This window comes from Luteolibacter flavescens, assembly GCF_025950085.1.
Lineage (GTDB): Bacteria > Verrucomicrobiota > Verrucomicrobiia > Verrucomicrobiales > Akkermansiaceae > Haloferula > Haloferula flavescens.
Window position 1 is genome coordinate 32661 of sequence record NZ_JAPDDS010000012.1, and the last position, 16337, is coordinate 48997.

Genomic DNA, 16337 nt, shown 5'->3' on the forward strand with positions numbered 1-16337 from the left:
GTATCATCGGAAAACCGAGTTATGCCCGCATTCCAAACGACGCGTTGGTCCATGGTGGCCCGAGCAGGTGGAGAGGACGAGGAATCGCGGGAGGCTGCGCTCGACCTGCTGTGCCGGGCCTATTGGAAGCCGGCGCACCAGTTCGTGGTGAATTCCGGGCGGGATGAGGAAAGCGCGCGCGATCTGGTGCAGGAATTCTTTTCCCGCGGGCTGCAGCGCAATTGGCTGGCCTCGGCGGACCCGGAGCGCGGGCGCTTCCGCTCCTACCTGCTCGTGGTGCTGAAGCGCTTCCTGGCGGACGAGCGTATCTGGAGCGGCAGGCAAAGGCGTGGCGGCGGCGCGGCACATGTGTCGATCGAACTGGTGGATTCCGACCGCCTCAAGGAGCCGGGCAGCTCCCCCGAAGCGGCCTACGACCGGCAATGGGCGCTGACTGTTTTGGAAAGAGCGGCGGATCAATTGCGCGCGGAATGCGACGCGGCGGGGAAAGCCCGGCACTTCGAGTTGCTGGCCCCTTTTCTCGATGGGGATGGCCGGGACATCGGCCATGCGGCGGCTGCCGATGCGCTGGGAATGAGCACCGGGGCGGTGGCCATGGCGATCGGGCGGCTGCGCTCGCGGATGCGGGATCTGGTCAGGCGGGAAGTGGCGGCGACCTTGGCCGATGAGGCCGACGTCGAGGCGGAACTCGCGGAGCTCATCGCCGCGCTGCGGCCGCACTAGCATGGCGGCGGGGACTTGCTCGCGCTGCTCGGCGCTGCTGGAGCCGGGGATTCTCGGCGGCCGGTGTCCGGCTTGCCTGATGGAGATGGTGGCGGCGGATGAGGATTTCCAGACGGAGCGCTTCGGCGAATACGTGCTGGAGGAAGAGATCGGTCGGGGCGGGATGGGCGTGGTCTTCCGGGCATGGCATGCACAACTCGGGCGTCATGTTGCGCTGAAGATCCTGGTCGGTGGCGTCTTCGCCCGGCCGGATTTCCTGCGGCGCTTCCGGATGGAGTCCCTCGCGGCGGCGCAGCTCCATCACCCGGGGATCGTTACCGTCCATGAGGCGGGCGAGGCCGAGGGCCAGGCATTCTATACCATGGAACTGGTCGAGGGCGGAACGCTCGGCGATCTGGTCTCGGCGGGGGATCCGCTGCCCGTCACGCAGGCCGCGGAGTTGCTGGAAAAGATCTCCCGGGCCGTGGCCTATGCCCATGAGTGCGGCGTGCTGCATCGGGATCTGAAGCCTTCCAACGTGCTGCTGGCGCGGGACGGCCAGCCAAAGATCGCGGACTTCGGGCTGGCCAGACTGCTGGAGGAATCGGGCGACCCGGCCTTCACCCTGACCACCGAGTTGCTGGGCTCGCCCCCATACATGTCCCCGGAAATAGCGGGCGGCGGCGGAGCGAGCCGGGCTTCGGATATCTTCGCGCTCGGCGCGATGCTCTATGAACTCCTGACCGCCCGTCCGCCCTACATGGGGCAGAATTCCCAAGCGGTGTTGGAGCGCGCGCGCGCCGGGGACATCGTGAGCCCGCGCGCCTTGCAGGCAGGGCTTCCCCGGGACGTGGAGACGATCTGCCTGAAGTGTCTGGAGCGCGAGCCGGGCAAGCGCTACGCCTCCGCGGCGGATCTGGCGGATGACCTGCGGCGCTTCCTCGACGGGCGCGAGGTGCTGGCCCGGCCGGTCGGCCCGGCGGGTCGTCTGGCGCGATGGGCCCGGCGGAACCGCACCTTGGCAGGGCTGGGTGCGGCACTGGCGATCTCGCTTTTGATCGGGACTGTCGCCGTGATCGTGCAGGCCGGCGTGAACCTACGGCAGGCGGGGGAGCTCTCCCGCGAGCAGGCGAAGTCCGCCGTGATCCGCGAGACGCTGGCGGCAAATCTCTACGCCGCCGACCTGCGGGCAGCAGCGCAGGAGATCGCCGCGGGCAATCCGGGAGGAGCGAGGCGATGGCTGGAAGCCCACGAGGCGGACCCGGAGCGGGGCGTCGAGTGGAGCTGGATGATGGCGGAGTCCCGTCCGCGGAATGTGACCACCTTGGCCTCTTTCCGGGGGCAGGTCCGCGCGGTGGCCTACGCGCCCGGCGGGGATAGCCTGGCGGTGGGGATCTTGGGCGGGCCGCTTGCGGTGGTGGATCGCGATGGCGGCGTCGAGGAATTCGCGGGGATCGCCCATCCCGCGACGCCCTACTTGCTGGAAGACGGGGCTGGATTTTGTGCGGACGGATTTTTCCAGACCACGAGCGGCGGCCAGGTGGCCCGGAAGTTCCCGGCGCGGCGGATTTCCTTCAGCCGCGACAGCACGCGCTGCGTGACGCTGGATGCTGATCCGATGTTCTTCTATCGCGAAGGCGGGCGGGCGCGTCTGGTCGATCCCGCCACGGGAGCTTCCCTGTGGGAGCTGCCGGGAGAAAACTTCGCCGCTGCGGAACTCGGCCCGGATGGCTCGCAGATCGCCACCACGGATGTGGAGGGAAAGGTGGTGCTCTGGGACGTCGAGACCCGCGCACGCCGGGCTGATTGGGATCTGCCCGGGGTGACCTGCCTGCACTTCGCCCCGGATGGCCGGCAAGTGGCAGCGGGTGGCCGGGATCTCGCATGGCTGCTACCCACGGCAGGTGGCGCGCCACGGGTGCTTTATCATGCGCCCGGGCACCAGGTGACAGCGGTGGCATTTTCTCCCGATGGAGCAAGGCTGGCGACCGCTTGCACGGACCGTGCCCTGCGGGTCTGGGGGGCGGGGAATGCGATCGTGCAGGCCGTGCTGAGGGGCCATCACAGCGAGGTATGGACGGTGGCCTGGCACCCGGATGGCGCTGTTTTGGCAAGCGGCTGCAAGGATGGCGAGGTCCGCGAATGGCAGGTGGCGGATACCGGCGGCCCGGTCGTGATCCCTCGTGGAAGCTTTGCGCGCCCGCATTTCGATGCGTCCGGGAAATCCGTAATCACCGGCGATGGCCACCTGCCGGACACGGTGGTCACCCGCTGGCAGGCGTCCGATGGCACCCTGCTCCAGACCTTTCCGACCGGGACGCTGCTGATCGGCAGCCGGGGGGAGGAAGTTGTCCTGTGGAATACGGTCACCCGTCGCATCGAGTGGTGGCCATTCGCCGCGGATGAGCCCCGTCACACCTTCGAGCCACCCGCGGCACGCACGCGTTTTTCCTACCAGATGGCGCTTTCCCCGGACGGCGGGACGATCGCCGTGCTGGATGACGATGGCACCTTGATATTGCAACCGGTGGACGGAGGCGAGGCCCGCCGCGTGACGCTCTATCCGCAGCGGCAGGACGGCTGGAAATTCCGCGCGCTGTCGTGGGATCCCACGGGCACTCAAGTCGCCGCCGCTGCCGAGGCGCATCCCTTTGGCCTCCGCATCGCCGACCTCGCGGCGAACGAGGTGCGCGAGCTGGCGAACGAGAAGAACTACATCACCGGACTCGCTTTCTCCCCGGATGGCCGCTGGCTGGCCGGTGGCAGTGTGGACGGGGAAATCGCCGTGTGGGACCGGAAATCGGGTGCCCTCCAACGCCGCTGGACCGGGCACGACCGGAATACCGGAGATCTCGTCTTTGCCCCGGACAGCCGCACGTTGCTCAGTTTGGGCGGGCTGGAGGGGGTGAAATTCTGGCACGTCAGGACCTGGCGTGAACTTGCGCTGTTGCCGGTGCCGGATGCCTTTCATCATCTCGCGATTTCCCCGGATGGGTCGTCGGTGGCGGTGACCTGCGGGGGCGGCGGGGAAGATGTCTATCTACGCGTGTTTTCGCTGCGCTGACAGCAGGTGGCAGCCGGCTGGGAAAAAACTTCGTCACCAGGCGTTGTACTTCTGCCCGGATGGGGGAAGGGAAGGGTGGAGGTTTCGTCGCCATGCACCTTTCACCCGTCCGATCCGTAATTTCCTGCCTTTCCGTCCTGCTCGCCTGCTTCGCCGTCCTCCTCCCGGCGGTGCGGGCGGGGACGGTTTACACGGAGTCCATCACCGCGGTGGGCACGGCCAGCACCGTGGTGATCGCCTCGGACACTGCGAGGGATGGCGTTCTGGTGAATGGCGAGTTCCGCTTCACCGGCGGGCAGGCCACTTCCGTGGACTACTACCGGGTGGGAATCATAATGGTGGACGAGGCCAATGCGCCGGTTCCACTGGTCGGGGGCGTGGTGGCGTCCGGCATGTCGGTCGTCTTCACGCCGCGATTCCGCGTCAGCGGTGCGACCGCGACGATACCCATGAATGGTTTCAAGGTGCAGCCGACCGCGCGGCTTTCGCAGGACAAGCGCTATCGTGTAGGCCTGCTCCTGCAGGAAGAGACATCGGGGGGCTTTCCTCCGACCACCAGTTACGTCACCCGCGCTACGCTGGTCCAGACGAGGGCGAATCAGTACTGGCACTTCACCAGCACGACTTCGGCGGACGCGTCGCTGAATATACTGGCTTCGTACACGTCGGTCGGGTCGCTCGGGGTCGAGTCGGGAGTGGCCATCCGCAGCGTGCCGGGGAAAGAGGGCTTCCGCTTCCGCGTGAATGCAGACCTGCGACGCTACGATGCCTTCGCCGAGACCTTGCCCGCCGAGCCACCGTATTTCCCGGAAGCGCTCACCATTCGCTACACCGCGACGCTCACGAATACGACCACCGGCCAGGCCGTCGCGCTGGTGAACGGCGGGGTGACCGAGACGAGCGACACGATGGATGCCTTCACCATCACCGGCGGTGTACGGGTGCCGGTCGCGAAGTCGCTGGACCGCGACATCATGATCCAGCCGGTGAATCCCAACGCGATCTTCCCGACCCACACCTTCAGCCTCGGTGTGAAGCTGGAGACCGTCCAGCAGGGGGGAACCACGGTGAATCTCGGCACGCGCACTCTGGCCGGGTTGAAGCTGATGTCGCTCAATGGCAACATGAGGTTCGGGCACGTGCAGGCGACCTTCACTGCCGTGTCCAACAACCCTGCGGCCGGCACCGTGACCGATATCGGGGTGGAGCGGTTCGTGGTCCAGGTGACCTTTCCCGCTGGGTCTGGATCGCTGCCAAGTTATCAAGGCCGCGCCTGGAGCGGAGGCCCGCTGAATGTGATCTATTGGTCGAATGGCGAGCTCACGCTGTCCGGCAGCCAAACCGTGGAAATCGCAAGTGCTACGTCTGGCACCACGGGTGGGGTCTCGTGGTCCCGCGGTCCGGTGGTGCTCAGCACGTCGGGTCTTCACGCGCAGGGCAGCGAGATGACACTGCCTGCGGGATTCGGCGTGGCGTTCGATCCCATAAGCCGCCGCCACAAGGGGAAGATCGCGATCGAGATCGGGCTGGATCAGGATCTCAATCCGTCCGGCGAGGCAGGCTTTGTCCTGCCGGGATCGGCGAGTCGCTTCTACTTCTCCCATGAGAAGCTGCCCGCCACGGTCGGCTACCGGCACGTCTATTGGCGTGTCGAGGAAGGCGAGATCTACGGGAAGACGGAGGATTCCACCACCTTCGTCCGCAGGGAGGAGCAGCAGGCATTGCAGACCACCGGGAGCAATTTCCAACTCGAGGATGGAACCAAGGGCGAGCGGATGGCGAACGATGGCTACCTCGCTTTCGCGAAGGGTGTCGCAGGTTCGGTGTCGGAATTCGTGATCAAGGTTTCGCCTGAAGGGCGGGCGCTTCTCAACTGCAAGGTGGACGCGACGCACGATGGATTCGATGCGCACTTCCCCCGCGGCGTGACGGTGTCCCCAGGCCGCACGACGATGTCCTTCGTGAACTCGCTGATCAGCGGTCAGGTGGAACAAAACCCCGCGGATGGAGCGGAACTCACCTACTCGACCATTGCGGACGACAGTCCCGCGTGCGTGCAGAACAGCGGGCCGAACACACAGAGGACGATCTCTTTCCTCACCAAGAGCGGCATATGGAGCATCACCCCGGACGGCGGACTCCGTTCTCCGGGGACCGTGACCACCACCGACATCGCATGGGGTCTGAATGGCACGGGTGGCTTCACTCACCGCGTGCTGTCCCTGCAGTCCGGCGTGATGCACACGGCGGGCTGGACGCTTGCCACATCGGTCTATGGGGTCACGCCGCAGAGCGGGGCGGGCTATCTCCCGGCGGCGATGTTGTTGAGCGGCCATGGCTCGCCGGCGGATGGTTCCATCGTGGAGCGTCCTTGGAAGAAGGGCTATGACCCGGCCTTGGCTCAGACGTCCGCCGAACTTGCCGCCACGGGTCGGGCGGATTATCCGGGCTTCAATTTCCGGGTGGGCGCGGATGGCAGCCTGAGGGGCCGCAGCATCGTGGCGAATTCGCCGGTCGGCCCGTACGGGCTGAAGCCATACGCAAAGTACTATATTCGTCGTAGCGGTGTGTCCGGCGTCCATGATTCCGTGACGGCGGATGTGCAGCCGCTGCCGCCCTTCTATGGATACGAGATGACGCTGAACCGCTTCGGCTGGGCGTATCTCGACAATGCGACGGTGGCTCCCGGCATGGTGAGGGGGAACGTCAGGCTGCAGGGGCCATCGAACATCGAGATTCCTTTCAAGGACCTCACGCTGACCTCCACCGGTGAATTCTCCGGGGCGGAGCTGGCGGACCCCGGCGAGAGGACGCTCGACTACTGGAACCTGAAGATCCGCACGGAGGGCATGTCCTTCGCGACCTCGCAGGCCTGCGTGCCGGGCAGTGCCTTCCTGGTGCTGGATGTCACCGCGCTGATGCCCGCGGTGACCGACGAGCCATTGCAGGGCCGTCTCGGCTTCAATACGAATGGCACGCTGGTGACGCTCGCGCAGGCCGGCGAGAGCGGCGTGGATTCCCGCTTCACGCTGCCATCCGGCATCCGGCTGAAAGGTGAGGCAGGCGGTTACTACGGGCTGACTCCCGTGACGAAGGCGGCTCTGAGCGCATGGACGCCCAGCACGGTGCCGGTGGGCTTTACGAGCTTTGCCGGGGCGCTGGCTGTGCCCTTCTTCGATGACATCCCGGTGCACATCCATGCGACCGCATCGGCGGATGGCAGCGAGACCTCGCTGTATCACGTGACCGGAGGCTGGACCGGCAGCGCGGGCGAGAGCTTCTTCAACAACGCAAATTTCGATCCCACCTTCCGCGGGTATCCGCAGGGGATCAGCTTGGAGCAATATCGCGAAAACTCGGACAAGCGATACCAGCCGGTGGCCCGCCGGAATTGGCGGGGCATCCAGATGGACTACCCGCTGGAGTGGTCGGCCGGACTGAGGACCTTCACCAGCGCGGGGGATGATGTGGACAAGCTGCTGGTGATCGAAGTCGAGCACCAGGTCCAGAAGCTCACCTCGGAAGGATGCGCGATCACCTTCGGCGCGGGATTCGAGACGCCGCAACTGAGCGTGTCCGCGCTGATGGCGGAGCAGCTCACCGGCGGCCTGATGGACGCACTGCCGGGTGCGGATGATCTTCTGACAGGCGTGAACGGTCTGGAGGACATGCTGTCATCGCGCTTCGAGCGGATGATCGGCTCCGCGCTCGACACGGCATTGGCTCCGGTCGCGGACCAGATCCATGCCGCACTCGCCGATCACTACAGCGGCCCGCAGAACTTTTCCGGCCTCAATGCAAATGTCTTCGCCGCTACCGAGGGCCAGATGATCACCCGCCTGTCCGGCATCGCGGCACCGAATGGCGCGGTGCAGTTGCAAGTGGTCGCCGCTCTGGACGATGCGATCGGTGCCTGCGACATCGCGTTGGACATCGTCGGCACGCCGGGCAGCCGCGGTAGCATCATCAATGTGGCGCGGGAACTCGGGCGGATCGGCGGGGAAGGGGAGGTGGTCATTTCTCCCGAGGTGATGGCTCAGGCGGAGAGCACGCTGGCGCAGGTGCAGACGATGCTGGAAGAGGTGAGACAGCGGCTTGAGGATACGAGGAGTCAGTCGGCGTTGCTGACGAATATCTCCACCGCATTCGCGAACGCATCGAACACGGCATCGGCGAATGCGATCAACCGCATCGTCAGCTTCTACAAGGCGGAGCGCGATGTCACCGGCCGCTACATGGCCGAGTTTTCGCCCGCCCAGCATCGCGCGAAGATCCTCTCGCTGCTGAAGGAGAGTATCACCGGCGGGGTGATGGCGCAGGCGGTGCAGCCGCTGGTGCGCGGGCTCTTCACTGAGTTGAGGGATCAATTTCGCGGGGCGATCGATCTGGTCTTCGGTGAGATCAACCGCGTGCTGAACCGGGCGGTGAAGGGCCTCATCGCGGCGGGCGCGGAGGAGTTCCGGGATCTGGCGGAAAAGACCGGCGTCCCGGAGTCCGCAGCCGCGGGCGTGGGTGACTTCATGGCCGCGGCTCGCATCGATGGCTACGCGCGCATCCATGGCGAGGAGATCCAGCAGATACGTCTCAATGGCCGGCTGAAGCTGAAGGTGGCGGTGACACTTGCCGTGGATGGATACTTCGAGCTGAACAATTACGAGTCCGGCATCCCCAATACCTCGTGCCGCAATCCCGGTGCCGTCGCGATGGATGTGGCCGTGGGTGCCCACGCGCAGGCGGACTTCGGTCCGACGGCGAAAGTGGAGGTGTCGCTGGACGGGAAGTTCTCCTTCGATGGCCAGAACCGTCTCTCGGGTCTGGATGGCAGCTTCGACCTGAGGGCAAACATGCCGGTGAAAGAAGCGAGCTTCGAGCGCTTCGTCGCGAAGTTCGGCTTCGGCGGCGGCACGGGATACATCAGCGGCTTGGTCAGCGGCCGCGTGTATGCGGTGGCGGCACAGGGCGCGTGCTTCTTCGGCACCACGAGGAACAAGGCGAACATCTCGCTGATCGACGAGGATACGCGGGCGTTGCTGGGCTATCCCGCACCGGCTTTGCCCGGCCTGCCTGACACCGGCTGCATGACCACGCCGCTCACCGGCTTCTATACCGGCCTCGAGGCAGGGATCTCGGTGAATAGCATCTTTGGGATTCCCGACTCCTGCATGCTGAGCCTGATGGGGCACATGGGGTCGGCGTCGTTCTGCTTTTTCCAGAATCGGGAAGACGGCATCTATGTGATGCCGGGCATACGCTACATGCTCGGTCTCAGCGGCAGGGTCCTCTGTATCATCGGTCTGGAAGGCAGGGGGGCGGTTGCCGCGATGGCCAAGATCCCGGTGCCGAGCCTGGCCACCGCACTGAATAATCCCGCGTCATTCCTGGGGCATCTCGATGAGGCGGAGGCCTTTGGGACCGGGCGCGTCACCCTGCGGGGCGAACTCGGCGTTTCGCCCTTCTCCATCTCGAAGTCGGCGACGCTCCGGCTGAACATGCACATCAGCAAAGACGACGGCGTGGACGTCGATGTGATCTACTAACAGACACCTTTCATGAAAGCCTTCCGCCTTTTCATTCTGCTCTGCCTGAGCATCGCGGCGCATGCAAACGAAGTGCCCGGTGGTGTCTTCGCTCTCGGAGCAACGAAGAACGACCCGGCCGGCCAGCCGCTCGGCTACGTGCTGCTTTCCAGCCAGGACACCGCCACGTTGGCGGGCCGCCGCTTCGGCGTGCACGTGAAGCCCGCCGCCGCGAATGCCGCGGGTGAGTTCTCCTTCCAGGGAATGATCCAGCCGGTCACCGAGCCCGCCGCGGCATCCGCGATCCTCGGTCGTGCAGAGCGCCTCGGCGAGTCCCGGCAGGAGGTCGAGAAGACCCTGCGCTTCTTGTATCGGAAGGCGAAGCACCCGGGCTATCTTTCCCTTCTCACCAATCCCCGGCAGCCTGGCAGCCCGCCGTGGCCCGATGATCCCCCCCAACAAGGAGAACCGCCGGTCGCGGAGCAAGCAGTGATGGTGGTGGCGCGTGCTGCTCAAGATCCAGCCCTGGCGCTGGATCTCGATCTGGCTTCTCAAGCGTCACCGGCCATCGCGATGCTCCGCGGCCGTGCCTGGGCCGGTGCCTTGCCCGCCGCCGGGCAGATGGTCACGGTGGAGATCCGGCTGCGCGAGGGCGAGCTGGACGGGCCGGTGGTGGGCCGAGTCGAGCTGCGTGCGGGTGTCCCGCTAGCGATGCCAGCGCCGGGGGCTCCGGTGCAGGTGCCGCTACGTTCCGCGGATGCCCACCTCGGGATCGGCATGCGCTGGGCGAGCCCGGTGGATCTTCGCCGGCTCTCGATGCTCAGCTCCGGATTCCGCCTTTACCGCGTGGATCAGAAGCTGGTGGCCGACATGGGGCTGAATCCCGCGAACCTCACGCTCGCCGACCTGGAGTCGCTGGTCATCGGCATGCCGGCCGCGGCCATCCGTACGAGCCAGGTGCCAATCATCATTCCGAAGCTTTTCACCGAGACCAACGTCTCCGACTTCAATGCCGACGGGACCACCGTCTTCTACCTCGACCGGAACCAGCGCTGCTGCGGTGAGGCGACTCCGCGTGCGTTTCAGCCCTGCGAGGGATTCTACTACTACACGGTCGCCTGTGACCTGTTAGGCCAGCCGGGGGCGCTTTCCTCGCCGGGCCGCGGTGTCGCCTGCCGCACCTTTGTCCCCATGAATCCATCGGGCGTGGACGTGGAGGTGGACTACACCAGCACCCCGGCGAAGGTCATCGTGAAATGGCAGCCGCAGACCGACGGCATGACCCCGCCTACCAAGTACGAGATTCTTCGGGGAGTGGGGAAGAATGACCCGCGCATCAGTCGCGTGCTGATGGTGAATGACGGCGAGCACCTGGAGCGCGGCGATCCGAACCTGCTGGTGAAGTGCGGCGAACTTGCTGCGAACGCGACCACGCTAAGGTGGGTCGATCAAGCCCCGGTGATCGGTGCGGGCGAGACCTGCTGGTATGCCGTGCGCGCGGTGCAGGAGGTCGGCTGCGCGGAGTGCCCGGATCTGGTGTCGCCGCCCTCGGCTCCGGCCTTCGTCACCATTCGTCGGATGCATGCTCCGGCACCGCCGGTCCTCTGCCATCAGGGCACGAATTTCCCGTTCACCGTCGTGGCCTTCGACAAGCAGTCGACGATCATGAGCCGCTATCCGGCGGTGGAGCACCGGGTCAACATCGCCTGCGGGCGCGAGACGGAAGACGTGACCCACATGAAGCTCGCGGTCCTGGTCGGCGGCGGAGCCACCGTCGTCTGGGAGCGCACCGTCTATTTTCCTCCGGGCAAGAGCCTGGAAGACGTGGAGGTATCGGTGGTTTTCACCGGAGCCTCGGACAAGCCTTCCGTCCGCTGCACGGCCTACGGCGCGGATAGCTCAGTGAGCAATACTGTGACGCAGACCTTCGAGCTGCCGACCGTCGCGGCCAATGTCAGGGAAAAGACCAGCATGCCGTGGCTGAGATTCGTGGCGGGGAATTACTCGATTTCTTCGCCGCCTCCGCCGGGCAGCATCCTGCGCACCGTGGTGGTGAGCACGACCACATCCAACGGGACCGCGATTCCGGCAAAAGGCCGCGGCTTCAGCGTGGTGCCGTTTTCCTTCGGTGCGATTCCCGCACCCGGTCCCGGCGAGGACACCGATGCCGCCGTCTTGATCGAAGTCCAAGGCTCGAATGGTTCATGGCAGCCTGCCGGTGGTGTGCGCCTGCGGAACAATCTGGCGATGATCGCACGGGAGTTCGATGGGCCGGTGCGTGCGACGCTTCTGAAAGTGCGGCCGCCTGCCGGTTGCGATGGCAGCGTCCATCGTGGCGATACCGCCGATGGCACCCGCCCGCCGCTGACCATGGGCCTGTGCCTGACGCCGGGCACGAAGGAGTATCGCATCTATCGCTCGATCAATGGCGGTGAGCTTTCCCTGATCGAACAGGGCGATGCGGTGGCCGGTGCTGTGAATGGCCTGGCAGGATTCTCCGATCCGAATCTGCCCGCGGGATCGGCCCGCGTGGAATACTACGCGCAATTCGTGAATGGCGACGGAAGCGCGAGCCCGATGACGGCGCTCGCTTGTCCGGTGATCGTGATCACCGCCCCGCCCGTGCCGGTGCTGAACCGGCTGAGGCCGGTCTTTGCCGAGAATGGCAGCGGGAATGAGATGGAGGTCCAGTGGCATTGCTCGGCTACCGGAGTGGAGCGGTTCCAGATCTTCGTCGAGTCCGGGTCGGGGAATCTCATCCAGTATCTCCAGCCGGTGCCCACCGTGCTGAGCGGCACCCCGGGCGGTCCGGCAGGAGGGCCGGGCGCGGTCACGATCTCCGGAAACTTCATCCACACGCTCGTCCCCGGAAACGTGGGATCGCAGCAGATGCTCAATACGCGGAGCTACTACACCAAGCGGGTGGGCGAGAATGCCGAGGGCTCCACCGAGATGCTCGGCATCGGGCCGAACTACAAGATGCGCATCCCGGTGAATGGCGCGGGACAATACAAGGTGTGGGTGAAATCCATCGGCCTGCGCGGGGGCGTCAGCGCTCCGTCGAACGCGCTCGACTTCCGCTGGAGGAATCCCGTGCCGGAAACGAACGTGAATGAAGCACCGATCCCATGGCCCGCCCGCGAATTGCCACCGGCGATCAATGGCAATGCATTCACCAATCCGGTCCGCGTGGTGAGGATTCCGCGCTCGACCCTGAGCATGACGGTGAATGGCGTCGCCGGAACGTGGCGCACGTATTGGCCGGCGAATGCCGCGGCGGATGGCGTGAGCGAGAATTACCTGCGCGGAGTCATGATCGGATTTGGCAGACCTTTCAACTCGAAGGACTACATTGCGGGTGGCACTGCGGCTGCCCCGCGGTTCTCGATCACCTCGCATGACCTGCAGGCTGGCCGGAGAAACGCGAACGCCTACCTGACTCCCGTGCGCGACCGGCCGTGGGACCTCACGCTTCCCGCGGTGCTCTACAGGCGGCAGATTCCGAGCTCCACATTCCCCCAACCGGCGGGGGATGTCATCCAGGTGTCGCCCCTCATCGAGAGCATCGCATCGTATCGCGTGGGGGAATCGGAGAGCCGCATCGCCGATCCTTACGTGGCCGTGCTCGGCGTTCCCCTCGCGGGAGGTTCAGACCAATTGGCGCTCGCCTTCTGCCTGCTGGACACCCAGCCGGTGATCGAGGGTGCCAGCTATCAATACTTCCTCGTCCGCTTCGATGGCGAGGGCGAGATGCGCGACGTGGTGGACGCGGGAACCACGACGATCGAAACCCAACCCTGAACTGAAGCGACGATGAAAACGTTCCTCATTTCACTGATGCTGACCGGTGTCGCAGGCGCGACCTTCACCTACGAGACTCCGGAGGAATACAGCACGCAGGCGGACTTCACCGGCGACGGCGTGGCGGACGTGGCGGTGATGGATCGGGCCACGGGTTCTATTCGCATCCTCGCGGCGGGGAGCGATGGTGGCTTTGCCTCGTCAGGTGTCATTCATACCGGGCTGGATCGGCCGGACGCGTTCACCGCCGGGCTGCTGCCTGGGAAAGCCGGGATCGCGGTGAGTTCGCTCGCGACGAATCAGGCACTGCTGATCATTCCCCGGACGGCTCAGGTCGTCACCCTGCCTCTCGGTGCGCGGTCATCGCCAAGTGGTCTCGCGATGCCCTCTGCCATGGCTGACACCACGGCGAGCGTCCATGTCGCCACCGATCAGAATGCCCCGCCCACGCCTCGGAGGATCACCCGCATGATCATCTCGTCCACCGGCACGGCGACGCTGGGTACGATCCCGGACATGGCCACCGGCTCGACCGCACCGCTGCTGCGGGGCAATCCGCTGCCATGGGGCACGTCGCGGGGGATGGCATTCATTTCAGCCGAGCAAGGCCGGGCTGCCTCGGACCTGCGGATCTATCGCGACACGACGAATTCCGGCGACTCCCGCACGGTCTCGGCGATCGCATCCGGCCTTCCCGCGGATTCGCTCTGGCTGCACGGGCGCTTTGCCAGCAGTGATTCCCTCACCGGATTCCTCGCTTATGCCCGGGATACCAGCCGGGTCATCCCGTTGGAGACGGCAGCCGGAGCGATGACTGTGACCTCTCTCCCGGCTGTCGATCTGGACGGAGCCATTCATCTGCTCGTCACGGTTCCATTCGCCTCGCCGAAGCGTGATGCCGTTTTGGCGATCTTTGACAAGGGCGCACGTGCGACGCTCTACGACTGGCACAATGGCTCGGCTCCGCAGGAACTCCAGTCGTGGGACGCCCCACCAGGCAAGCGTTTCACCCGGGCAGCTCCGCTGGGCAATGGCTCGTTTCTCTTCCTCCATGGGGAAGGCGGCCGCTCCACGGGCTGGGCGCGGATGGACCATGACGGCACGCGCCACGTCCAGTCCCGCACCGGCACATTTCCCACCGCAGGCCTGCAGCGGGGTGCTCAAGTTTTCCAGTTCAATGGCCAGCCCTTCGTGGATCCCGCCGCGAGACTCGTGGAGATGCGCGCCGCACCGGACTGGACGATGCTGGAGAATGGCAGTCCCTTCTCGCTGACCGACGCCGGTCCGCGCTCCGGACTAGGAAATCCCACCGGTTTTTCGATTCCGTCCGGGTTCACTCTGCTGAACCAGCTCTGGAGATCGGCGGATGGCGTCGCGCCGTTCTCGGTCTCCGTGCTTTCGAACCGCCTCGGTGCGGTCCCTGCCGGGATCAGCTTCTCACCCGCGGCGGGGAGCTATTCCGACCCGGAGCTCTCGGTGGAGCTCCGCTACTCCGGCAGCCTGACGACCATGAGGTATCGCTTCTCGGCAGATGCGCCCTGGGTGCCTTATAACGGGCCGATCCGGGTCACCGGGCCGGTCACGGTCTTTGCGAAGGCGGATGGGTCAAATGCCGTTTTCTCTGCGCGCTACTCGACCGATGAGGGTGGCGGGACCTTTCCCGACCTCAGCCTGACCGAGCACCAGGACCTGAATGGAAACGGCCTGCCGGATTTCTGGGAGGAAATGTTCGGCCAGTCCGACCCGGATGCGGATACCGATGGCGACGGAAAGACGGCGCTGGAGGAATACCTCGCCGGGACGGATCCGCGGGACAGCTTCTCCGTGACGCCGGAGCCGCCCGCCCCGGCATTCGCGCTTTCGACCTTCTCGTCGCAAGTTGGCGGCAGGACGATGTTCCACGTCCGCTGGCCTGCGGCCCACGGGGATGCTGTCCTGCAATCCTCGCCGGATCTCGACGAATGGAGGCGGGTGACGGACGGAATTTCACCGCTGGGGGCGGATTATCTCTACAGCACGCCGGTCGAGGAGGCCCCGGCGCGGTTTTTTCGCCTGAAATCCGATTGATTTTTGGGAATGGCAGCCCGGGTGCTGCCATTTTCGTGACTTACCGGGCCATTGACGGCCACGGAAGCGCGTGCATCATCCCGCCGCTGGCGGCGAACTCCGCCGGGCAACGACCTATCACCATGACCACCATCGCCATCAACGGGTTCGGGCGCATCGGCCGCCTCGTCTTCCGCGCTCTCGTCGAGCAGGGCCATCTCGGCACCACCTTCAACGTCGTCGCCGTGGGTGACATCGTCCCGGCCGACAACCTCGCCTACCTGCTGAAGTACGACTCCACCCAGGGCAAGTTCAACGGCACCGTCTCCTCCAAGAAGTCCTCCCCGGAGCTTGAGGAAGATGACGTGCTGGTGGTGAACGGCCACGAGATCAAGGTCGTCTCCGCACGCAGCCCGGAAGGTCTGCCATGGGGCGAGCTCGGCGTGGAAGTCGTCGTCGAGTCCACCGGTCTCTTCACCGCAGCCGACAAGGCCAAGGGCCACATCACCGCCGGCGCAAAGAAGGTCATCATCTCCGCTCCTGCACAGGGCGAGGACGGCACCTTCGTGCAGGGCGTCAATGACGAGCTCTACGACGCTTCCAAGCATCACATCATCTCCAACGCGAGCTGCACCACGAACTGCCTCGCCCCGATCGTCCACGTCCTTCTCAAGGAAGGATTCGGCATCGAGGAAGGTCTCATGACCACCATCCACTCCTACACCGCCACGCAAAAGACCGTGGACGGTCCTTCGAAGAAGGATTGGAAGGGTGGCCGCAGCGCGGCGATCAACATCATCCCGTCCACCACGGGTGCCGCCAAGGCTGTCGCGCTCGTCTGCCCGGAAGTGAAGGGCAAGCTGACCGGCATGTCCTTCCGCGTCCCGACCCCGACCGTGTCGGTGGTGGACCTCACGGTGAAGACGACCAAGGCGACCTCGCTCAACGAGATCAAGGCCGCCCTGAAGACCGCTTCCGAGACCTACCTCAAGGGCATCCTCGCCTACACCGAGGACGAAGTGGTTTCGACCGACTTCATCCACGACGCGCACTCCTCGATCTTCGACGCTGGCTCCTCCATCGAGCTGAACCCGACCTTCTTCAAGCTGGTCGCTTGGTACGACAACGAGTGGGGCTACTCGAACCGCGTGATCGACCTCCTCACCGACGTGGTGAAGAAGGGCATCTGATCCCGACGGCTCACGCCT

Annotated in this window: 6 protein-coding genes; all 6 read left to right on the forward strand. The window is 65.3% G+C overall.

The annotated features are described in order from the left end of the window. Window positions 1-21 precede the first annotated feature (21 nt). Window positions 22-723 (forward strand): RNA polymerase sigma factor, encoded by a 702-nt coding sequence (locus OKA04_RS18685; protein WP_264502726.1) that lies wholly within the window; start codon window positions 22-24, stop codon window positions 721-723. A 1-nt stretch (window position 724) separates the two neighbouring features. After that, window positions 725-3766, forward strand: a complete 3042-nt coding sequence (locus tag OKA04_RS18690; protein WP_264502727.1) for a WD40 repeat domain-containing serine/threonine protein kinase — start codon at window positions 725-727, stop codon at window positions 3764-3766. A 92-nt stretch (window positions 3767-3858) separates the two neighbouring features. Next, window positions 3859-9303: a hypothetical protein gene (locus tag OKA04_RS18695; RefSeq protein ID WP_264502728.1), complete on the forward strand. Its 5445-nt coding sequence runs from the start codon at window positions 3859-3861 to the stop codon at window positions 9301-9303. A gap of 12 nt (window positions 9304-9315) precedes the next feature. After that, window positions 9316-13083: a hypothetical protein gene (locus OKA04_RS18700; RefSeq protein WP_264502729.1), complete on the forward strand. Its 3768-nt coding sequence runs from the start codon at window positions 9316-9318 to the stop codon at window positions 13081-13083. A gap of 12 nt (window positions 13084-13095) precedes the next feature. Continuing rightward, the gene (locus tag OKA04_RS18705) at window positions 13096-15150 is read left to right on the forward strand and encodes a hypothetical protein (RefSeq protein WP_264502730.1); all 2055 of its coding nucleotides are present in this window, start codon (window positions 13096-13098) and stop codon (window positions 15148-15150) included. Between the two features lie 122 nt (window positions 15151-15272). Continuing rightward, window positions 15273-16319 (forward strand): type I glyceraldehyde-3-phosphate dehydrogenase, encoded by a 1047-nt coding sequence (gene gap, locus OKA04_RS18710; RefSeq protein ID WP_343226910.1) that lies wholly within the window; start codon window positions 15273-15275, stop codon window positions 16317-16319. Window positions 16320-16337 lie beyond the last annotated feature (18 nt).

Coding starts and splice junctions, on each gene's coding strand:
- OKA04_RS18700 (WP_264502729.1), top strand. CDS start 9,316: ATGAAAGCCTTCCGCCTTTTCATTCTGCTCTGCCTGAGCATCGCGGCG.
- OKA04_RS18705 (WP_264502730.1), top strand. CDS start 13,096: ATGAAAACGTTCCTCATTTCACTGATGCTGACCGGTGTCGCAGGCGCG.
- OKA04_RS18690 (WP_264502727.1), top strand. CDS start 725: ATGGCGGCGGGGACTTGCTCGCGCTGCTCGGCGCTGCTGGAGCCGGGG.
- OKA04_RS18685 (WP_264502726.1), top strand. CDS start 22: ATGCCCGCATTCCAAACGACGCGTTGGTCCATGGTGGCCCGAGCAGGT.
- gap (WP_343226910.1), top strand. CDS start 15,273: ATGACCACCATCGCCATCAACGGGTTCGGGCGCATCGGCCGCCTCGTC.
- OKA04_RS18695 (WP_264502728.1), top strand. CDS start 3,859: ATGCACCTTTCACCCGTCCGATCCGTAATTTCCTGCCTTTCCGTCCTG.